This window comes from Rhizobium sp. CFBP 13726 (genome assembly GCF_014841925.1).
In the GTDB taxonomy this organism is placed as follows: Bacteria; Pseudomonadota; Alphaproteobacteria; order Rhizobiales; family Rhizobiaceae; genus Neorhizobium; species Neorhizobium soli.
Map to the genome: position 1 here is coordinate 168,407 of NZ_JACYUU010000005.1, position 21,142 is coordinate 189,548.

General features: G+C 59.7%; 18 protein-coding genes. 15 read left to right on the forward strand and 3 right to left on the reverse strand.

The features are described from left to right. The first annotated feature begins 42 nt into the window (after positions 1-42). From IFT66_RS19895 to IFT66_RS19925, 7 genes are all read left to right on the forward strand, one after another. On the forward strand, positions 43-1,362 hold the full coding sequence (locus IFT66_RS19895; RefSeq protein ID WP_192078663.1) for an MFS transporter: 1,320 nt from the start codon (positions 43-45) through the stop codon (positions 1,360-1,362). Further along, positions 1,363-2,340, forward strand: coding sequence for an amidohydrolase family protein (locus tag IFT66_RS19900; protein WP_113110112.1), 978 nt, complete (start codon positions 1,363-1,365; stop codon positions 2,338-2,340). Positions 2,341-2,963: 623 nt separating this feature from the next. Beyond that, on the forward strand, positions 2,964-3,953 hold the full coding sequence (locus tag IFT66_RS19905) for a Bug family tripartite tricarboxylate transporter substrate binding protein (RefSeq protein WP_192078664.1): 990 nt from the start codon (positions 2,964-2,966) through the stop codon (positions 3,951-3,953). Between the two features lie 70 nt (positions 3,954-4,023). Next, positions 4,024-4,518 (forward strand): tripartite tricarboxylate transporter TctB family protein, encoded by a 495-nt coding sequence (locus IFT66_RS19910; RefSeq protein WP_192078665.1) that lies wholly within the window; start codon positions 4,024-4,026, stop codon positions 4,516-4,518. Between the two features lie 17 nt (positions 4,519-4,535). Then, on the forward strand, positions 4,536-6,050 hold the full coding sequence (locus tag IFT66_RS19915) for a tripartite tricarboxylate transporter permease (RefSeq protein WP_092664340.1): 1,515 nt from the start codon (positions 4,536-4,538) through the stop codon (positions 6,048-6,050). Positions 6,051-6,094: 44 nt separating this feature from the next. Then, positions 6,095-7,477: an NAD(P)H-dependent oxidoreductase gene (locus IFT66_RS19920; protein WP_192078666.1), complete on the forward strand. Its 1,383-nt coding sequence runs from the start codon at positions 6,095-6,097 to the stop codon at positions 7,475-7,477. A gap of 85 nt (positions 7,478-7,562) precedes the next feature. Further along, entirely contained in the window at positions 7,563-8,291 is a 729-nt protein-coding gene (locus IFT66_RS19925) for a sulfite exporter TauE/SafE family protein (protein WP_192078667.1), read from the forward strand. 22 nt (positions 8,292-8,313) lie between these two features. Here IFT66_RS19925 and IFT66_RS19930 read toward each other — a convergent pair whose 3' ends face one another. The 3 genes from IFT66_RS19930 to IFT66_RS19940 form a co-directional block, all read right to left on the reverse strand. After that, positions 8,314-10,026 (reverse strand): dihydroxyacetone kinase family protein, encoded by a 1,713-nt coding sequence (locus IFT66_RS19930; RefSeq protein WP_192078668.1) that lies wholly within the window; start codon positions 10,024-10,026, stop codon positions 8,314-8,316. 11 nt (positions 10,027-10,037) lie between these two features. After that, the gene (locus IFT66_RS19935) at positions 10,038-10,976 is read right to left on the reverse strand and encodes a sugar phosphate isomerase/epimerase family protein (RefSeq protein WP_192078669.1); all 939 of its coding nucleotides are present in this window, start codon (positions 10,974-10,976) and stop codon (positions 10,038-10,040) included. A 164-nt stretch (positions 10,977-11,140) separates the two neighbouring features. Continuing rightward, positions 11,141-12,178: a 4-hydroxythreonine-4-phosphate dehydrogenase PdxA gene (locus IFT66_RS19940; protein ID WP_192078670.1), complete on the reverse strand. Its 1,038-nt coding sequence runs from the start codon at positions 12,176-12,178 to the stop codon at positions 11,141-11,143. A 169-nt stretch (positions 12,179-12,347) separates the two neighbouring features. On the opposite strand from IFT66_RS19940, the gene IFT66_RS19945 reads away from it, so the two are divergent. From IFT66_RS19945 to IFT66_RS19975, 8 genes are all read left to right on the forward strand, one after another. Continuing rightward, a complete protein-coding gene (locus IFT66_RS19945) occupies positions 12,348-13,028 on the forward strand; it encodes a GntR family transcriptional regulator (RefSeq protein ID WP_062458664.1) in 681 nt (226 codons plus the stop codon). 110 nt (positions 13,029-13,138) lie between these two features. Beyond that, positions 13,139-13,918, forward strand: coding sequence for a DeoR/GlpR family DNA-binding transcription regulator (locus IFT66_RS19950; RefSeq protein ID WP_192078671.1), 780 nt, complete (start codon positions 13,139-13,141; stop codon positions 13,916-13,918). Further along, positions 13,915-14,685, forward strand: a complete 771-nt coding sequence (locus tag IFT66_RS19955; RefSeq protein ID WP_192078672.1) for a triose-phosphate isomerase — start codon at positions 13,915-13,917, stop codon at positions 14,683-14,685. The genes IFT66_RS19950 and IFT66_RS19955 overlap by 4 nt, the downstream gene beginning before the upstream one ends. A 12-nt stretch (positions 14,686-14,697) precedes the next feature. Beyond that, positions 14,698-15,153 carry a D-erythrulose-4-phosphate isomerase gene (derI, locus tag IFT66_RS19960; RefSeq protein ID WP_062460374.1) on the forward strand — a complete coding sequence of 152 codons (456 nt, stop codon included), beginning with the start codon at positions 14,698-14,700 and terminating at the stop codon, positions 15,151-15,153. A gap of 254 nt (positions 15,154-15,407) precedes the next feature. Continuing rightward, complete coding sequence (locus IFT66_RS23785; RefSeq protein ID WP_274604884.1) at positions 15,408-15,536, forward strand: hypothetical protein; 129 nt, start codon at positions 15,408-15,410, stop codon at positions 15,534-15,536. A gap of 91 nt (positions 15,537-15,627) precedes the next feature. Beyond that, a complete protein-coding gene (locus IFT66_RS19965) occupies positions 15,628-17,499 on the forward strand; it encodes an ABC transporter ATP-binding protein/permease (protein ID WP_062458656.1) in 1,872 nt (623 codons plus the stop codon). Positions 17,500-17,621: 122 nt separating this feature from the next. Further along, positions 17,622-17,984, forward strand: a complete 363-nt coding sequence (locus IFT66_RS19970; protein ID WP_192078673.1) for a response regulator — start codon at positions 17,622-17,624, stop codon at positions 17,982-17,984. Between the two features lie 590 nt (positions 17,985-18,574). Then, on the forward strand, positions 18,575-21,010 hold the full coding sequence (locus IFT66_RS19975; RefSeq protein WP_192078674.1) for a PAS domain-containing protein: 2,436 nt from the start codon (positions 18,575-18,577) through the stop codon (positions 21,008-21,010). Positions 21,011-21,142: the final 132 nt, after the last annotated feature.

Consider the following 21,142-nt stretch of genomic DNA (forward strand, 5'->3'; position numbering starts at 1 on the left):
CTGATGAGGCCTGCGCCGACAAGTCAGGGAGGATTTGTATCTATGTCCGAAATTGAACAGCAACCCGTTGCCGCTGGCCGCGTGGAGCTAAAGGGTAAAGCGGCAACGAATGTACGATGGTACATCTTCGTCGTCGTTTTCCTGCTCGTTGTCATCAACATGGTCGACCGTACGGCTCTGTCGATCGCCATGCCCAGCATTGCCGCCGAATTCTCGCTCGGCCCCGCCATGCAGGGTCTTATCCTGAGCTCCTTCTTCTGGAGCTACGCATTGATGCAGATCCCCGGAGGCATGCTGATCGACCGCTTTGGCGCACGCTCGGTCATCACGGTGTCCACACTCGGTTGGGGTATCTTCCAGACCATTGCGGGCTTCACGACCGGCGGCATCTCGCTTCTGTTGACCCGCATCGGTCTCGGCGCGGCGGAAGCGCCTCTCTTCCCGGCCGGAGCAAAACTCAATTCGATCTGGCTTTCGAAACGGGAACGGGCACGCGGTGCCGTTTTCATGGATAGCGGTGCCCCGCTCGGGGCTGCTATCGGCGGCGTCCTGATCAGCTGGCTCATCCTTACGCTCGGCAGCTGGCGGCTTGCCTTCATCGTCGCCGGGCTCGTGACCATCCTTTTGGGCTGGCTCGCATGGCGTTACCTCCGTGACAATCCGTCCACGCATCCGGGCATCAACGCTGCGGAAATGGATATCATCAACGAAGTGGGGCAACCGAAGTTCGAGGCTACGGAAAGCGAACCGACCGAAATCCTTCGCCGGTCGATCGTCAGCCTCGTGGCAGGTCGCGCAGGATGGGCGATGATCAATTTCGGTCTGCTGACCTGGGGCCCGAGCTATCTTGCGCAGGCGCGCAACTTCAACCTCAAGGAAATGGGCGGAGCGACTTTCGTCATCTTCCTCGCCGGCATGCTGGGTTCGCTCGCGAGCGGCTTCGTCGCCGACAAGATGGTGGCCGCAGGGTTCAAACGATCCGTCGTCTACAAGCTTCTTCTGGGCATCACTGGCCTCGGCGTCGCCGCCACATTCATCGCTCTGCCGCATGTGAGCAGCCCGGTTGCCGCGGTCGCGCTTCTCTCCGCCACACTATTCCTGCTCTACTTCGGCAGCCTTTACTGGAGCCTCCCCTCGATCCTCGCGCCGAAGAGCCGGGTCGGCGTCATCGGCGGCACAATGAACTTTGCCGGCAGTGTCAGCGGCATCATCGTCCCGATCCTGACAGGCTTCATCCTTCAATGGACCGGTGGCTCCTATGGCACCGTGCTCGGCTTCTTTGCGGGCTGCGCCGTCGTCTATGTCATCGCCACTCTCACCATCGACTTCAACGAAGGTACTCGTGAACGGAAGGGCAGCTAATTGGACGACTTTCCTCTTTGGGACGGCCCTATCGTCGATGCGCATCAGCATTTCTGGGACCCCGTCGCCAACGACCATCCCTGGCTAAAGCCGGAGGCAAAAATCCCCTTTCGGTATGGCGACTACAGCTCGATCAAGCGGCGCTATCTTCCGCCCGACTACCTGAAGGACGCGGAAGGTCACAACGTCGTGCAGACGGTCTATGTCGAGACCGAGTGGGATCCGGCCGATCCCATTGGGGAAAGCCGATACGCAACCAAGGTCGCGGATGAATTCGGGCTTCCCAATGCCATCGTCGCCCAGGCATGGCTCGATAGGCCCGATGTGGCTGATGTCCTTGCCGATCAGGCAGCGTTCGAGCTGGTGCGCAGCGTGCGTCACAAGCCGGGCGGCGCCGAAAGCGCCGCTGTTGCTGCCGATCACCGAACTCTCATGACCGACGAGACCTGGCGCAAAGGCTACGCCCTTCTCGAGACGCATGGACTGAGCTTCGATCTCCAGACGAACTGGTGGCATCTCGACGAGGCCATGCTGCTGGCACGGGATTTTCCTTCCACGACCATCATCCTCAACCACACGGGTCTGCCATCGGATCGATCCAGCGAAGGGATGAAGGGATGGCACGCGGCGATGGGCAAGTTTGCGGATATGCCCAATGTCTGCGTCAAGATTTCTGGGATCGGCCAGAAAGGGCGGCCTTGGTCAATCGAGGACAACAGCGCCATCATTACCGAAACCATTGCTATGTTCTCAGCCGAGCGGACGATGTTTGCCAGCAATTTCCCGGTCGATAGTCTATGCGGTTCATTTGACACGATCTATTCGGGCTTCAAGGACGTGGCGGCACGCTATTCCCTGAGAGATCAGGCAAAACTCTTTGCGGGGACTGCACGCAAATACTACCGGCTGCCGATGGCGAACGAAGCCGGCATGACCGGCACCGCGCCTGAGGTCGCCCGGACGGCTCTCTTTGGGTAGCACGCAGTCGAAGGCTGAATAGACCTGGCTGCGATCGCGAATCGCCGATCGGGACCTGAATCTAAGGTTGCTGTTGTGCTATCCGCATGACGGTTCCCGGTGCCGATCAGCCTAAGTTCGCTAAAAAAAATCTCGCGATCCGTTCAAACTCGCGTTCGCAAACGCGAGTTTGAACAGTCGGGCTATCGCGTAAAGCAAGAGCAAATCGATTAGATCGCGCTGATCGATCGTATCGCCGCCTGCGCTCTCCTGTCCGCAAAATTTTGTATACAAAATTCTGAAGACTTGATGTGTGCTAATAGATGGCCTATGATTTTCCTCGGATGGAGGAGATTATGGCGTCAGGACGAAGCCCAAAATCAGTCGGACTTGCGCCCGCAAGAGGCGTCTCGGCGAGGCCCAACCGCCACGATCAGAGTGGCTTCAGCGCGCTCGCTTCTTTCTCACTCGAATTCAAAGAACTGCCCGACATCACGAGATCGCAGCCGGCGTCTGCCTGGCCGCTCATTGCCGGGTCGATATCACGAGGTGCGCCGAGGACGCAGTTCGCTGCCGCTTCGTGAACACGAGGACCGATCGGCTGTAGGCAAACCTGCAGCCATTTCATCTAAAGGAGGAATAAGATGAAGAAGCTATCCGTAGGATTGACATTTGCGGCCGCGGTCGTGCTGGCGGGACAGGCGCTTGCCTTCGAACCGACACGCCCCGTCGAGTTTGTCGTCGCATCCGGCCCGGGCGGCGGCACCGACAACTTTGCCCGTACCATCCAGTCGATCATCGCCAAGCACAAGCTTATGGAAAAATCGATGGTGGTCCTCAACAAGGGCGGCGGCAGCGGCGCGGAAGCGTTCCTATACGCTCGCAAGAATGAAGGCGATCCGAACAAGCTCTACTTCGGAACCAACAACGCTTATCTCCTGCCGCATGTCGCAAAGCTCGCCTATTCGATGGAGGACCTGCGTCCCGTCGCAGCGCTCGCATTCGACGAATTTCTGATTTGGGTGAAGGCCGATTCCGAATACGCGACGCCGACGGATCTCATCGATGCCGCGAAAGCCGCGCCGAACAAGCTTTCCTTCGCCGGCAGCCAGTCGAAGGACACGGATGAAACCTTGGTCGCTCTGATCGAGCAGACGACAGGCACCAATTTCAAGTATCTGCCCTTTAATGGCGGTGGCGAAGTCGGCGTTCAGCTGGCTGGCGGCCATGTCGCTGCCAACGTCAACAATCCGAACGAGAATGTCGGTCAGTGGCAGGCGGGTGCGATCAAGCCGCTTTGCGTCTTCTCCGACAAGCCGATGGCCAAGAGCGACCCGGTCCATGACGGCAAGGGCTGGGGCGACATCCCGACCTGCGCCTCGAGCGGCGTCAACATTCCGTCCTACAAGATGCCCCGCACGGTCTGGACCGCGGCAGGAACGCCTGATGATGCGGTCGCCTACTACAGCGACGTTCTGAAAAAGGTCAGCGAGACCCCGGAATGGGCCGACTATGTCCGCAAGACCTCTCAGACCGGCGATTTCATGTCCGGCCAGAAGCTGCAGGACTTCATTGTGACCAGCGAGAAGAACGCCGTCGGTGTCTTCGAGGCCGAAGGTTGGCTGGTTAAGTAAAGTCCTGACGCCAATGCGATTTTAGATCCGGCATTTTCATGCCGGATCTTGCGATCGAGGGAAAACAATCATGCATATCAAGCGACTCCATGTCGAGATCGTCACCGCCATCACGCTTGCCGCCGTCGGCGCGCTGGGTGCAACAGGTGCCCTGGAACTCGGCGTCAGCTGGAGTGAATCAGGTCCCATGCCCGGCTACTTTCCGTTTTACGTCGGCATCATCCTGATCGTTGCGGCTTTCGCCAGTGCGGCCCAGGCCATTTTCAGGTTGAAAATGGGCAGCGAGGAGATGCGCGAGACGTTCCTCGAACCGGAACAGACGCGAAGGGTTCTTTCCTTCCTTCTGCCGATGATCGTCTTCGTCATCGTGACGGTCTTTCTCGGCACCTATATCGGGACGGCGCTGTATCTCTTCTACGTTGCCTGGCGCAACGGCGGCTACAAGCCGTGGATCGCGATCCTGATCGGTGTTGTCTTCTCCATCGCGCTTTATTTCGTCTTCGAAAAAGCGTTCCAGGTGCCGCTGCATAAGGGCCCGATCGAAGAAATGCTCGGCATTTACTAAGCACCCGGAGCTTGATCATGGAAAATTTTGAACTGCTTATGGGTGGCTTTGCGACGGCACTTACGCCGATGCACATCACCCTGATGATCGTCGGCGTCCTTCTCGGGCTGATCGTCGGCGTCCTCCCCGGCCTCGGGGCTCCGAACGGCGTATCGCTGCTCATTCCGCTGACCTTTACGATGGACCCGGTTTCGGCGATCATCCTTCTGGCGTCGATGTATTGGGGCGCGCTGTTCGGCGGCTCGACGACCTCGATCCTTTTTAACATTCCCGGCGAGCCGAGTTCGGTGGCGACCACTTTCGATGGTTATCCGATGGCGCGATCCGGGCAATCGACCCGCGCTCTCACGCTTGCCTTCATGTCGGCCGGCATCGGCGCCTTCGTCGGTATCGTCGTCATCACACTTCTGTCCACCTGGGCGGCGCGTTTTGCGCTTCGGTTTGGCGCGGCTGAATATTTCGCCGTCTATTTCCTCGCTTTCTGCGCTTTCGTCGGCATGGGCAGCGCTTCGCCGATCAAGACGGCCGTCTCGCTCAGCCTTGGCCTTCTCCTTTCCACTGTCGGAATGGATACCGTTACCGGATCGCTTCGCCTGACATTCGGCATCGAAGCACTCTTGAGCGGCGTGAGCTTCCTGGTCGTCGTCATCGGTCTGTTCGGGATCGGCGAGCTTCTGGCAACCGTTCAGGACGGGCTGAAATTCCGCGGAGTCGCGTCGCGCATCGATCCGCGCGACGTCTTCAAGACCATGCTGGAGCTGCCGAAATACTTCACCACAATCGTGCGCTCGTCTGCCGTCGGAATCTGGATGGGCATCACGCCCGGCGGCCCGACCGCAGCATCGTTCATGAGCTATGGTCTCGCACGCCAGTGGTCGAAGCCGGGCGAAAAGTTTGGTACCGGCCGTCCGGAAGGTATCGTTGCACCGGAAACCGCCGACCATTCGGCCGGCACCTGCGCCATGCTGCCAATGCTTGCCTTGGGCGTTCCAAGCTCTGCAACCGCCGCCGTGATGATGGGCGGCCTGATGATCTGGGGCCTGACGCCCGGCCCGATGCTTTTCACCACGCAGCCAGACTTCGTCTGGGGCCTGATCGCCAGCATGTATATCTCCAACTTCGTCGGTGTCATTCTGGTCCTGTTGACCGTTCCATTCTTTGCAGCGCTGCTTCGCATCCCGTTTGCAATCATTGGTCCGATGATCGTGGCGATCTGCTTCGTTGGCGCCTATACGGTGGCGAATTCGACCTCCGACCTCTGGCTCGTACTGATCTTCGGCGTCGTCGGTTTCGTCTTCAACAAGCTGGAATTTCCGCTGGCACCATTGGTTCTCGCCATGGTTCTCGGCAGCAAGGCGGAAAGCTCGTTCCACCAGTCGATGATCGCCTCCGACGGATCGCTCGGGATCTTCTTCTCGAACTATCTGGTCGGCTCGATCATGACAGTGGCACTCGCGCTTCTCATCATTCCGCAGAGCCTGAAGTTCATCAAGTACCTCAGAAGCCACAAGAACGTGGACGCGGCGGCATAAGCCGCGCCCACGCCTTTTTCGTTTCGGTTTAGGAGGGGAACACCATGAACTATCACACCTATTTCGGCAGAGAGTCCGCCCCGGTGGAATGCTGCATCGTCGGCACCGGCGGCTTCGGCCGCAGCTTCATCGCGCAGAGTTTGAAGACGCCACTGATCAGCACCCGCGTTGCCGTCGATCTGAAGGCGCAAACCGCGACAGACGTTCTGCGGGGTCTTGGGATCGATCCGTCCAGGATTGCCCAATGCGCAACCGCGAGCGAGGCGAAGACGGCCTGGGAGAACGGCCATTATATTGCGGCGGGTGACCTTTCCGTCGTCCTCGACCTTCCGATCTCCGTGGTTGTCGAAGCCACCGGTCATCCGGAAGCCGGGGCGAAACACTGCCGGCTTGCGATCGATGCGGGCAAGCATGTCGCGCTCGTCTCCAAGGAAGTCGATAGCGTCGTCGGTCCCGGCCTTGCTCTCCGCGCCCGCAACAACAATGTGATCGTCACCCCCGTCGATGGCGATCAGCCGAGCCTGTTGATGGGTCTGGTCACCTGGGCAGAAGTGCTCGGATTGGATATCATCGCCGCCGGCAAGGCCAGCGAATACGATTTCGTCTACGACCCAAAACAGAAGACATTGAGCTCCAACGGCAAGACTGCGTCTGCACCTGATTTTGGCGACTGGATCGAACCGGCAACACTGGACCTGTCGACCATCGCAGCAAGACGATCGGAAATCGCAGCGGAGTTTCCGCAGCGGGCAGTTCCGGACTTGTGTGAAATGACGCTGGTTGCCAATGCCACGGGCTTCGTGGTCGACCGGGCCGCCCTGCATGTTCCGATCGCGCGGATCACCGAAGTTGCCGATTTCTTTTCCGAGCGTTCGAGCGGCGGATTGCTCGGCACGCCGAAGGTGCTCGACGTCTTCCACTGCCTGCGGCTTCCCGGCGAACTGAGCTTTGCCGGCGGCGTCTTCGTGACGGTGCGTTGCGACGACGCGGAGACCTGGCAGATGCTGGCGGAAAAAGGCCATGTCGTGAGCCGCAAGGGCGATGTCGCCATGCTCTACATTCCACGCCATCTTCTGGGCGTCGAGGCTGCGACGAGCATTCTGGAAGTCGGCCTGCGCGGCGTCTCCAGTGGTGCAGCCGAGCCGCGGCCGGTGATCGACCTCGTCGCGCATGCGGATGCCGATATCGAAGCTGGAACAGTTCTGACGGCAAGCGGCCACCATCATTCGATCGTCAACGTTTCAGCGCGGATGATACCGGCCGGTCCGCTCTTGGAGGACAGGGCAGTTCCCTTCTACCTGGCTGCCAATCGCACGCTGAAAAGGGCCGTCAAGGCGGGCCAGCCGATCCTTTGCGGCGATGTCGAACTCGACGAGACATCGGCATTGCTCGAACTGCGGCGCGAGCAGGACAAGGCATTCTTCTAAGCCTCCCAGGCAATCCGCGGCCGGCGCGAACGCTGGCCGCGCGCTCTCAAAGGCCCTGTGGCCGAACTCGCGTCGAGGATAAGCCTTGTTTTCCTATATCCTCGTCTGCGCCATAGGTTTCGTCGCCGGTTGCCTGAGTGGGGTGATCGGCACGGGCGCAAGCCTCATTCTCCTGCCCGTTCTTGTTCCGATGTTTGATCCCGCTCGCGCCATTCCCGTCATGGCGATCGCCGGGTTGATGGCGAATGCCGCGCGTGTGATGGCTTGGCACAGGCATGTCAATTGGCGCGCCGTTTTCGCTTATGCGCTCCCCGGCATGCCGGCAGCGTCCTTGGGCGCTGTCAGCCTGGTCCATCTGCCGGCAGCGGTCAGCGGCACCCTGCTCGGCCTCTTCATCATGCTGCTCGTCCCGTTCCGGCGATACATTCGCCACCGCAACATGACCATCGGGCTGGGTGGAATGTCGATCGCCGGTGCCGGTATCGGGTTTCTGACCGGGATGTTCCTATCCACCGGCCCACTCAGCATTCCAGCCTTTATGGCCTTCGGGCTGACCAAGGGCGCCTTCCTGTCGACGGAAGCCGCAGCCTCGATTTTCGTGCAGGCGGCAAAGGTTTTCACGTTCTATCAGGCAGGTGCGCTGACCCATGATCTCGTGATCAGCGGTCTCGTGATTGGTTCGTCACTGATGGCCGGAACGTTCTTTGCAAAACGCTATGTCGTCAGCATGTCAGAGCGCAAGTTTGGCCTGATGATGGATGCCATTACCCTGGCATCCGGCCTGTGGCTCACATGTGTCGGTCTGTTCGGCTGAAACCGAACAGACCTTTTCAGGGTTAGCCGCGGTCGGCGATAAAGCCGGCAGCAAGCTGCGCTACCATGGACAGCGATACAGCGCCAGCATCCGGATGGCCGATGCTCTTTTCCGCAAGCGGACGCGCACGGCCCAGCCGCGGCGTCAGTGCAGCTGTTGCTTCGGCAGCCGCGCTCGAAGCGTCGGCTGCAGCCTTGAAGGCTTCCGGCAGTGACTTGCCGGCCGCGGTCTTCTCCGTCAGCGTCTCGACGAACGGAATAAGCGAGTCCACGAGCGTCTTGTCGCCGATCCGGGCGCGGCCGAGACTGGTGACGGCATCGAGCGCCCTGCGCGCGCCTTCGGCAATCGCTGCTTCATCAGGCACGTCGTTGTCGCTCAGTGCGCTACTCCACGACCGCAGCAACAACCCCCAGATCGCGCCGGATGTGCCGCCGGCCCGGTCAGCCCAGGCATCGCCGCCCAACGCAAGCGTCGTCTGGGCGCCGGCGCCAGCCGATACGGCAGCGGCCATCGCCTTGGCCGCGGCATCTGAACCACGCTGCATTCCCTGCCCATGGTCGCCGTCGCCGGCGATCGCATCGATGCGGCCAAGCTCGGACTCCTTATCCCTGAGCATGGCGGCAACCCTGCCAAACAGATCGGATATGCAGGCAGCCGACGTCTGCGACGCTTCGGAGGCCGCCGGGATCACTGGGGCAGCTTCCTCATCGGTGATGACATCGGTGCGCAATTCGGCGACTTCAGGCCGTCCGCGACGAAATGCCGGCGCATCGCAGGGTGCCGCCCAATAGCGCTCAAGCTCTTCATCGAGCCAAGTCAGCGTCAGCGAGCAACCCTGCATATCGAGGCTGGTGACGAACTCACCGGCTTCCGGCAGGACGATCTGAAGATCGGACCCGGTAAGTTTCTTCTGGACGGCGGTCCACAGCACGAAGAGTTCTTCGTATTTTGTCGAACCGAGACCGTTGAGAATGGCCGCGACGCGCGTGCAGCCCTGCGGCCTTTCGGCCAGCAGTTTGTCCGTGAGCACATCTGCAAGATCCGTCGCGCTCGCGATATCCTGCTCGCTGATGCCAGGTTCGCCATGGATCCCGAGACCGAGTGCCATCCGGCCTTTGGGGACCGTGAACAACGGCTGCTTTGCACCTGGAAGGGTGCAGCCTGCAAAGGCGACACCGAACGACACTGTCCGCTCATTGGCATGCCGGGCGATACGCTCCACCTCATCCAGCGAAAGCCCCGCTTCCGCCGCCGCTCCCGCTATCTTGAAGACCATGAGGTCGCCGGCGATGCCGCGGCGCTTGGCGTGTTCGTCAGCCGACGCACTCGCAACGTCATCGGTCACGGCAATGATGCGCACATCGATGCCTTCGGCACGAAGGCGCTCTGCGGCGACCCCGAAGTTCAGCACGTCGCCTGCATAATTGCCGAAGCCGAGAATGATGCCGCCGCCATTGTCGGCATGGCGGCAGACACGTGCAACCGCTGCCGTCGATGGAGACGCAAACACGTCACCGGCGACCGCTGCATCGGCCATGCCCTGACCGACATAGCCCGCGAAAGCCGGATAATGACCCGAGCCGCCGCCGACAACGACGGAAACCTTGCCGTCAGGGACCTTCGTGGCACGCACGACACCGTTGGCAATGAGACGCACATGGTTAGGATAGATCTGGCAAAAGCCGGCAAGCGCAGTCGAGGCGAATTCGTCTGGGGCATCAAAGATCGTCGTCATGTAAGCGGTCCTCAATTACGCGGCAGAATGCGCCGGAGATAGTCGCGGTTGGTCGCGCTGACGGAAAGGCCGTCGCCACCATAATGCTCGCACAGGAACGGGCTGTTGAAACCGTGTTCCAGCGCAAGCTTGATTGCTGTGCGATAGTTGATCAAGCCGGATTCGAGCGGAACAGGGTGGCTGGCGATCAGGCCCGCATGCTCGTCCTCGATCCGCATGTAGTTCTTGACGTGCCAGTATTTGGCGAACGGCGCGACTTTCGTCATCATTTGCAGCCAGTGCTCGACCGGCCGGTGGAGACGGATGAGGTTGCCGAGATCGGCGTTGATGCCGACATTGTCGAGACCGACTTCCTCGACGAAGCGGACAGAACTGTCAGCCGTTCCAAGATAGGTGTCCTCGTACATTTCCAGGGAGACCTCGATGCCGACCTCAGCGGCATGCCTGCCGAGTTCGGCAATGCGAGCCACCGCCTTGTTCCACGTTGCGGGGTCATCCGGGTTCTTGGCGCCCTGTTCGGTCCAGAACCACAATGCACTTTTCTGCTTGTCCGTCAGCGGTTCGAAAAAGCCGAAGGAAACGCTCTGCGCACCGATCTCGGCGGCTGTGTCGATGACGCGGTGGCTGTAGGCGAGGTAATCGTCGCCGTGTTTTTCGTCGATAACGCTGCGCCGCGATGTCGAGATCGCCGGGATGGTCATGCCTGCATCTTTCACGACCTCGCAGAACGCACGGCGACGATCCGCCGAAAGATCGGCGACGCGGAGCCAGCTGTCTGTGGGATCGATTTCGGTAAAGCCTGCATCTGCAACTTCACCGACAGTATTGGCCCACTCCTCGACGGTCTGATCCTGAACCGAACGACCGTCCGGCAACATATTGGGGTATTGAATCATTGCGGCCGCGATCGGCCAGGTCTCACGCGTCCACTTGGGAGCTGAACTTGTCATTGTCGTCCTCCAACCGCGACGCCACCGCGCTCTTGATGGCGCAGGGAAGCCGCACACTCTGACAGTTGGCAGCCGGCGTTCAAGCCGACCGACATGCGCCAAGCCCGCGTCCTCTCGGGCTGAGATGACCGGCCATTCACGGCCGGTCATTTATGATCAAGTGATCAGGCGGCCTGGGCTGCCTGGCGCTGGCGCTTTGCCATACGGGTCGCAAGCAGGATCGCTTCACGGGTCGCGCCGATATCGGCAATGCCCTTGCCTGCAATGTCATAGGCCGTGCCATGTGCCGGCGTGCAAAGCGGAAACGGCAGGCCACCCATCATCGTCACGCCCTTGTCGAAGCCGATCAGCTTCATGGCGATCTGACCCTGGTCATGATACATGGTGAGGACCGCGTGATAGCCTTCCTTCATCGCGCGAAGGAACACGGTATCGGCCGGGAACGGACCCTCGACGCCATAGCCGCGCGCTTTGGCTTCGGCAACGGCGGGCTCGATGATCTCGATTTCTTCCATCCCGAAGCTGCCGCCGTCGCCTGCATGCGGGTTAAGACCGGCGACCGCGACGCGCGGCTCCTCGATCCCGGATGCCTTCAGGCAGGAAACTGTCAGTTCGAGCTCCGACAGAAGCCGGTCTACGGAAAGGTTGGCAGCCACTTCCTTGAGCGGGATATGCGAGCTGACGCGCGCGTTCCAGATCTTCTCAAGAACGTTGAATTCGCGGATCTTGCCGGTGAACGACAGAACGTCCGACACGAAACGGATTTCGTCGTCGTAGCCCGGGTAGGCAAAGCGCATCGCCTTCTTGTTGAACGGCGTGAAGCAGACCGCATCGGCCTTTCCGGCATGGGCGAGCTCAAGGGCGGTGCGGAAGTTGCGCGTGGCGAACGTGCCGCCGGCCAGCGTCGCTTCGCCGCGCTCAACCTCTTCCGGAGCGAGATGGCCCAAATCGACAAAAGCGTGCTTCGAGCGATCGAGACCCGAAAGATCATCGAGCGAAGCCGAGATCAGATCTGGCTGAACGCCTGCTTCTTGCGCGCCCTTATCGAGAATGCGCCGATCGCCGATCACAACGATATAGGCTTGCTCTCTGATGTCATCCAAAGCCAGAAGCTGTGCGGTCAGTTCGGGGCTGATACCGGCCGGGTCTCCCATCGCAAGCGCAATGGTGGGACGGCGATCGTGATGCTGGGTGATATCCATGGGTCAATTCTCCTACCTCGGTGAGGACGTTTCTAAGCCATCCGGAATCGCAGGACAAGTCTTTTGCATTTTGTATGCAGCATTTTTACGTTTGGTGCCGTTCGGGTTCTGGTATAATCCTGGCGAGACGCTTTGATCATCACGGCGGTCCAGAAATCGAGCTTTCAAAATGAGTGATACACTGCCCGAATTGCCTGTCTCGCCATCCGGCCCCATCCGGCGGACGGCCTTGCACGACACGCTCGTCACTCGGTTGCGCGACATGATCATCGAGGGAGAGCTTGCCCCCGGTTCGCGGATGCACGAAAGCCAGCTCGGCGAACAGCTGGGCGTTTCGCGCACGCCGCTGCGGGAAGCGATCAAGTACCTTGCCAGCGAAGGGCTCGTCGAACTCATTCCAAGCCGCGGCGCGATCGTCAAAAGGTTCAGCGGCAAGGATGTGCACGACATGCTCATCGTTCTGAAGAACCTGGAGGAGCTTGCCGGAAGCCTTGCCTGCGAGACCGCGACGGATGACGATATCGCCCGGGTCAGGCAACTGCATGACGAGATGCGGGCCTGCTACGACGTGAAGGATCGCCTGCGCTACTACAAGCTCAACCAGGCCATCCATACCGAAATCTGTCGGATCGCGGACAACCAGGCACTTAGCAGCGTTCAAGCGCAACTGCAGTCGCGCTTGAAGAGAATCCGGTTCATCGGCCACGAGGGTCCGGACAAGTGGTCGGCGGCCATGGCCGAGCATGAGGAGATGATCGTCGCGCTCGAAGCGCGGGACGGAGAAACCTTGTCCAAGGTATTGGGGCTTCATTTGCTCAATGCGTGGCAGCGCGTCAAAGACGCGATATAGCGCAAGTCGAAATCTCCAGAGCCAACATGGCTGCCACAAAATCACATCCATAATGTTGATTATAACAATATAGGTGTTATATCCGTTTCATCCCACGCGGACGGTCTCGGATGAAGCGCGAAGAACGACACCAACGGATCATCAATCTGCTGATCGAAAAGCGAACCGTCGATCTCGACGATCTGGCGGAGCTTTTTGCCATCTCCAAGATGACCGTTCACCGTGATCTGGATGAGCTTGAGCAGGCAGGGGTGCTGCGTAAAGTGCGCGGCGGCGCAACGATCGACGCAGGTACCCAGTTCGAAAGCGATTTTCGGATCCGCGAACGTCAGGATCATGCCGCCAAGCACGCCATCAGCAAGGCGGCTGTCGATCTGGTCGAACCCGGTATGACCGTCATGGTCAATGACGGATCGATGGCGGCCGTGCTCGGCGAGGCACTGGCCGACAAACGTCCGCTGACGGTTATCACCAACAACGCGGCCGTCATGGAGCGGCTGAAAACCGAGACGGGCATCACGCTGATCGCCCTCGGCGGCGTCTATTCGCCCAAGTTCAACGCATTCTTCGGCGTGGTCACGGAAGAGGCTTTGTCGCGGCTGCGAGCCGACGTTGCGTTCATCTCAACCCCGGCCGTCGCATCGGGGCAGGCCTATCACATGGACGACGCCGTGGTCCGGGTAAAACGGGCGATGATGGAATCGTCGGCGCGCGCTTACCTGCTCGTCAACCACGAGCGGATTGGCCACACGGCGCTGCATGTCCTCGCCGGTCTCGATCAATTCGCCGCCGTCATCACCAACCATCAGCCTGAGGCCCAACTGCTTCGAGACATCGAAGACACGGGCGTCACACTGACCATCGCATCGTCGGGAGGATCACATCCATGACCACATCGCCAAGCTTCTGGATCGGCACCAGCTGGAAGATGAACAAGACGCTCGCCGAAGCTCTGGAGTTCGCGGCCGCCGTGAAGGCAGCCGATGAAGACAGGGATTCACGCATCCAGCGCTTCGTCATTCCGCCATTTACCGCCACGCGCGAGGTCAAAGCTGCCCTTGCCGGAACCTCCATCAAAGTCGGCGCGCAGAACATGCACTGGGCCGATCAGGGTGCCTGGACCGGCGAGATCTCGCCGCTGATGCTGAAGGACTGCAAGCTCGACATCGTCGAGCTCGGCCATTCCGAGCGGCGCGAGCATTTCGGCGAGACGAATGAAACAGTCGGGCTGAAAACCGAAGCAGCGGTTCGCCACGGGCTCATCCCGCTGATCTGCATCGGAGAGACGCTCGCTGATCGCGATAGCGGCAACGCACAGCAGGTCCTTGCGGATGAGGTTCGCGGTGCCCTTTCCAAACTGTCGGGCGACCAGAAGAATGCCGAGATCCTGCTCGCCTACGAACCGGTCTGGGCGATCGGCGAGAATGGCATTCCCGCCACCGCAGATTACGCATCCGCCCGCCATGCCGAGATCATTGATGTGGCGCAGTCCATCCTTGGACGCCGCATCCCCTGCCTCTATGGCGGGTCGGTCAATCCCGGCAATTGCGAAGAACTGATTTCGAGCCCTCATATCGACGGGCTCTTCATTGGCCGTTCCGCCTGGAATGCCGAGGGCTATCTCGACATCCTGGCAAAATGTGCCGCCAAACTCTGAGGAGACATGACCATGAAGCTTGCAATTGCAGGAGACAGCGCCGGCGAAGGCCTGGCAAAGGTTCTCGCTGATCATCTGAAGGACCGTTTCGACGTGCACGAAGTATCGCGTACCGATGCCGGTCCCGATGCGTTCTACGCGACGCTTTCCGACCGGGTCGCCTCCGGTGTCATCGACGGCACCTATGACAAGGCCATCCTGGTTTGCGGAACCGGCATCGGTGTCTGCATCTCGGCCAACAAGGTCCCCGGCATCCGCGCCGCACTGACACATGATACCTATTCGGCTGAACGCGCCGCCCTCTCCAACAACGCCCAGATCATTACCATGGGCGCCCGCGTGATCGGCACCGAACTGGCCAAGGCGATTGCGGACGCCTTTCTGGCGCAGACTTTTGACGAGAACGGTCGCTCGGCCGGAAATGTCCAGGCGATCAACGAGGTAGACGGGAAGTACAACGCCCGCTGAACCTTTTCCGTGACCGGACAATGTCCGGTCACGCCCTCCTCCCCGACTGACAGATGTCGACACAAGATTCACGTGTCCTTTTCCGCGGCCATACCCCGTCGAAGCTCGCTCAACGGGCAGGCCTACGGGCGACTGGAAACCTAGTCCCCACACCCCTCAAAAATCCTAGTGTCTATCGTCTTTCCGGCGGTAGGAACCTTAATGTTCCAAACTACGTTTCTGCGCCACCTGCGGGTATCAGGGGAGGAGAAACGATGATTGAACATAGCGTTTTCGCACAACGCCACTTTGGCACTCCAGCAAAGCAAATCATGTTTGACACGAGAGCGATGGCCGCAGCGCAGCTTGTCGCTTTAGCCGCGCCATTCGATCCGCAGGCATAGGCCACACCTACCCCACCTGCTTTCCGTTTCCGTCAATCTTTCTACAGTTTCTAAGTGCGCTGCCCAGCGGACGATCTCGACCGGAGTGTCAATGTCAGAAACCACCTCGACCAAGCCAGGCGCAACAGCCGCCACCCTTACCCCGGAACAGGCAGAACAGGCACGACGCGCCTATCTTCTCAAACGTTTCTGGGTCAGCGCTCGCGGCTATTGGGGTCGCGATGGCGACAAGATCGCCTGGGTATGCTCGATAACGCTTCTCGCGCTCATCGGTGTCAACGTCGCTTTCCAGTATGGTATCAACGTCTGGAACCGCGGACTATTCGATGCGATCGAACAGCGGAATGCCGATCAGGTCTATTCGCTAGGCCTTCTGTTTCCGCCGCTCGTGCTTGGAAGCGTCGCGCTCGTCAGTTCGCAGGTCTATCTGCGCATGCTGATGCAGCGCCGCTGGCGCTCGTGGCTCACGAAATCATTGATCTCGCGGTGGCTTACGAATGGACGCTACTACCAGCTGAACCTGATCGGCGGCGATCACCAGAACCCGGAAGCCCGCATCTCCGAGGATATGCGGATCGCGACGGAATCGCCCGTGGATTTCACGTCAGGGGTGATTTCGGCTTTCGTGTCGGCGTCGACCTTCATCGTCGTCCTGTGGACGATCGGTGGCGCGCTGACGATTCCGATCGCCGGAAATTACGTCACCATACCTGGCTTCCTCGTGATTGCGGCGGTCGTCTATGCCATCATCACATCGAGTTCGATCGCGGTCATCGGCCGGAACTTTGTGAAAGTGTCCGAGAATAAGAACCAGGTCGAAGCGGAGTTCCGCTACACGCTGACGCGCGTGCGCGAAAACGGCGAGAGCATCGCGCTGCTGGGCGGCGAAGAGGAAGAGCGCAACGATCTCGATCGGACCTTCGCTAATGTCCGTCAGCAGTGGCGGCTGCTTGCGTGGCAATATATGCGCACGTCCTTGGTCTCACACGGATCGATGCTCATTGCACCGGTCGTTCCGGTCTTGCTCTGTGCGCCAAAGTTCCTCGATGGCAGCATGTCACTGGGTCAGGTCATGCAGGCGGCGTCGGCATTCACAATCGTTCAAGGTGCGTTTGGATGGCTGGTCGACAACTATCCCCGTCTCGCCGACTGGAATGCCTGCGCCCGTCGCGTAGCCTCGCTGATGGTTTCGCTTGATGGTTTGGAACAGGCCGAACAGAACGAAACTGTCGGACGGATCAAGCATGGCGAAACTGAGGGTGACACCATGCTCAGCCTGAACGAGGTCTCCGTCTCGCTTGGCGACGGCACTGCCGTTGTCAAGGAAACGCAGGTGGAGATCGGGCCCGGCGAACGCGTCCTCGTAGCGGGTGAATCCGGATCCGGCAAGAGTACGCTGGTGCGAGCCATTGCGGGGCTGTGGCCATGGGGAGAAGGAAGTGTCAACTTCCGCAAGGGCCAGGAACTGTTCATGCTGCCCCAGAAACCATATATCCCCTCGGGCACTCTGCGTCGCGCCGTCGCCTACCCGAAACCGGCAGACACGTGGTCGGCAGAAGAAATTCATGTTGCCCTCGATAAAGTCGGGCTCGGGCACCTGCGCGACAGGATCGAGGACGAAGCGCCATGGGACCACACGCTGTCAGGAGGAGAGAAGCAGAGGTTGGCGTTTGCCCGGCTTCTCCTCAACGACCCTGACATCATTGTCCTTGATGAAGCGACCTCCGCTCTCGACGAAAAGACGCAGGACAAAATCATGGAGATGATGATCGACGAGCTGCCCAACGCCACAATCCTGAGCGTGGCACACCGCGTAGAGCTTGAACAGTTTCACAGCCGGAAGATCACGCTCGAGCGCCGGGAAGGCGGGGCAAGGCTGGTTAGCGACGTCGATCTCGCGCCTTACACACGCGGCCGAAACGTCTTGTCGCGACTTCTCGTTCGCCCCATCATCAAGCCGTAGAGGATGTGAATGAGAGTTCGGCTCAGATTCAGACAACGCCCTGTGTAAAAGTCGGAACTGATGCCTCGCCAAAATGTTCAATTGTACGGTAACGTACAGAGAATGTGATGCCGAGGTCCGAAATGAGCCAAGCCGGAGTTATTCTCGTCGTTGAAGATGAGCCCGTCCTCCGATTCATATTGGTGGAGGAGTTGCAGGATGCCGGGTACGAGGTGTTTGCCGCGGTCGATGCAGCCCAAGCCATAGACATCCTGGAGAGCAACTTCGATATCCAACTTCTCCTGACGGATATCGACCTGTTTGCCGAGGGTGAAGGCGTGGAACTCGCTCGGATGGTGCGCGATAGATGGCCACCGATCCGGATCATCCTCACGTCGGGAAACTGGACGCTTCAACAATCCGAGCTTACGTTCGCAGAACGTTTTATCCCGAAACCCCATGGGCCGGGCGTACTTCTCCAGACCATCAGAGAGTGTATGTTTTGACATGCTCGTATGGAACCATTTTGCACAAACGACGTTTTGCAGAGCGACCAAGGGATGACTCCGCCTTTACCGTTACGACGCGAGGGTTGCTTGAGGCGACGAATTCGACTGAGACCTTTGCATAAATGACAATGACCGGGGCCCCGTCCGACGCACGGGATGGAGATACGAAACCCATGCACCGCAAATTGCTTGAATCGTTTTACGGCTACGGTGCCGCAACAACAGTCGTCGCTGTTGGTCTTTTGGCGGTGTGGTTAATTCGGTGACCTCTTGCGCCGTACCGAAGGCTTGCTGACTCATACCGGTCCGGCAAGACGCCGCCTCTGGTTTTTCTGGATACAGCAGTTGCGCGAGAAGACCGGCTTCTCGGGAATATTCTGCGGAAACAACGCTTCGCCTTAGAGGTTGAACACAGACTGTGGCCACTATCCTCCACGCGTCAAACACCGTCTCCCCACCCCTCCCGTTTTCTGTTAGACCCGATCTCCAGACTGAAGCCATTAAACTGAAATGAGCGTAGCCTTCATGTGCCGAACAGCCAGTGAGCCTCTGACGTGATGCAGATCCTTTCAGAGATAGAAGGCGAAATGGCTTCGCGGATTCGCGCGGTCGATTGGAGCACAACCAGCTTAGGACCTATCGAGGACTGGCCGATAGAGCTGCAGACCACGCTGGCCTTGTGCCTCAATACCGATCTGCCAACTGCCATCTACTGGGGAGACGAAATGCGTCTCCTTTATAACGATGCGTGGTCGCCGATCGCTGGAGAGAAACACCCGTGGGCATTGGGTCGCCCCGCGTCGACCGTCTGGGCGGACATCTGGGATATCATAAAACCGCAACTCATGGCCGTCGTCGAGACGGGCAAGGGTTTTCGTGTGGCCGATCAAATGCTGCCGATGCTTCGCGGCGGACGCGTTCAGCATACGCATTGGGACTACAGCTTCGCACCGATCTTTTCGGCGGAAGGTCGTGTCGTCGGGGTTTTCAACCAAGGTACCGAGACGACCGCCCGCCTCTCTGCGCAACGGGCGTTGCGGGCGAGCGAAGAGCGACTGGAATACGCACTCGGCGCCTCAGAGACTGTCGGGACGTGGGACTGGGACATCCCGAACGACAGCGTGGTGGCCGACGCGCGATTTGCCAAGATCTACGGCGTTGAGCGGAGCGTTGCCGCCAGCGGCGCTCCGATCGGTGCTTTTTTCCGTCTGGTTCATCCCGATGATCTGCCGGCCCTTCAATCCGCGATCGACGAAGCGCTGAAGACGGGCACTATATTTTCGCAGGAATACCGGCTCGTCGACGCGGATGGTTCCGTCCGGTGGGTGACTGCCCAAGGCCGCGTCACGCTTGCGCCGGACGGTACACCATTGCGGTTTCCGGGTGTGTCATTTGACATCACCGATCGCCGCGTTGTCGAAATCGCGCTGCGGGAGAGCGAGGAACGCTTCCGTGCGATCACCAATTCGATCGACCAGATGATCTGGGCCACGCAACCCGACGGCCACCACGATTATTACAACCAGCGTTGGTACGACTTCACGGGCGTCCCGCAAGGCTCGACAGACGGCGAGGAATGGAACGGCGTTTTCCACCCTGACGATCAGGATCGCGCCTGGTCCACCTGGCGTCGCAGCCTCGTCACAGGAGAGCCCTACCACATCGAGTACCGCCTCCGACATCGTAGCGGTAACTATCGATGGGTTCTCGGCCGCGCGCAGCCTGTGCGGAAGGAGGATGGCGAAATCAGCCGCTGGTTCGGGACATGCACCGATATCCAGGACATCGTCGATGCACGCGATATTCTGTCGAAGTCCCGCGAGGAACTGGCGCGTGAAGTGGAAGAAAGAACCGCGAAGCTGGTCGACGCGCAGGACCAGTTGCGCCAGGCGCAGAAAATGGAAGCCGTTGGCCAGCTCACGGGCGGCATCGCGCATGACTTCAACAATATGCTTGCCGTCATACTGGGTTCGATCAGCCTGCTCGAAAAGCGGTTGGCGCGAGGTGAGGTCGATGTCGGCCGCTACATCGAGGCCGCAAAGGATGGCGCAACGAGAGCTGCGTCACTGACGCACCGCCTGCTCGCTTTCTCGCGACGGCAACCGCTTCAGCCGGAGGTGATCGACCCCAATCGCATGATTGCCGGAATGTCGGAATTGCTGACCCGCACGCTCGGGGAGCATGTTTCCGTGGAAACCGTCTTGGCGGCCGGACTGTGGAAAGTCTATGCCGACAGCAGTCAGCTGGAAAACGCCATTCTCAACCTCGCCGTGAATGGCCGCGATGCCATGCCCCGCGGCGGCAACCTGACGGTCGAAACCGCAAACTCGTATCTTTCCGACGAATACGCGCAGGACAATGCAGTGGCAGCCGGGCAATATGTCATGATTGCCGTATCGGATACCGGAACGGGGATGACGCCCGAGGTTATGGCGAAGGCTTTCGATCCGTTTTTCACCACCAAGGAGGTCGGCAAGGGATCGGGTCTGGGACTAAGCCAGATCTTCGGCTTCGTCAGGCAGTCGAGCGGGCACGTCAAAATTTATTCGGAAGAGGGCGTCGGGTCATCTATCAAGATCTACCTGCCGCGGCATCACGGTGAGGTTGAAGCCCCCGTAAACATCCAGGGCGTCGTCAAGCAGCCGGGCCGGGGCAGCGTTTCCGAGACGATCCTTGTCGTAGAGGACGACCAGCGCGTGCGCGTTTTCTCCACCGAGGCGCTTCGGGAACTGGGATATACCGTCGTCGAAGCCGCATCGGGCGAGCAGGCGCTCACCTTGATCAGGGCAGGTCTCAAGCCGACCTTGTTGTTTACAGATGTCGTGATGCCGGGGATGACAGGCCGAGAATTGGCCGACGCCGCCAAGGTTCTGATGCCGGAATTGAATATTCTCTATACGACTGGCTACACCCGCAACGCCGTTGTCCATAACGGCGTGCTGGAGGGGGGAACGCACCTCTTGCAAAAACCCTTCAGCCTCGATCAGCTTGCCGATAAAATACGGAAGGTGCTGGACCAGTAGCCTTCGCGAATAAAGCGGGGCGGCGTGAGGAGCGTTCGAACTCGGGGCTGGACCGACGGGCAAGCCTGTCTGCGCACAGCTCGCGGTCCGATCAGAGAATGGACAATCGACGAGCGAAATGGGAGGCGGCGG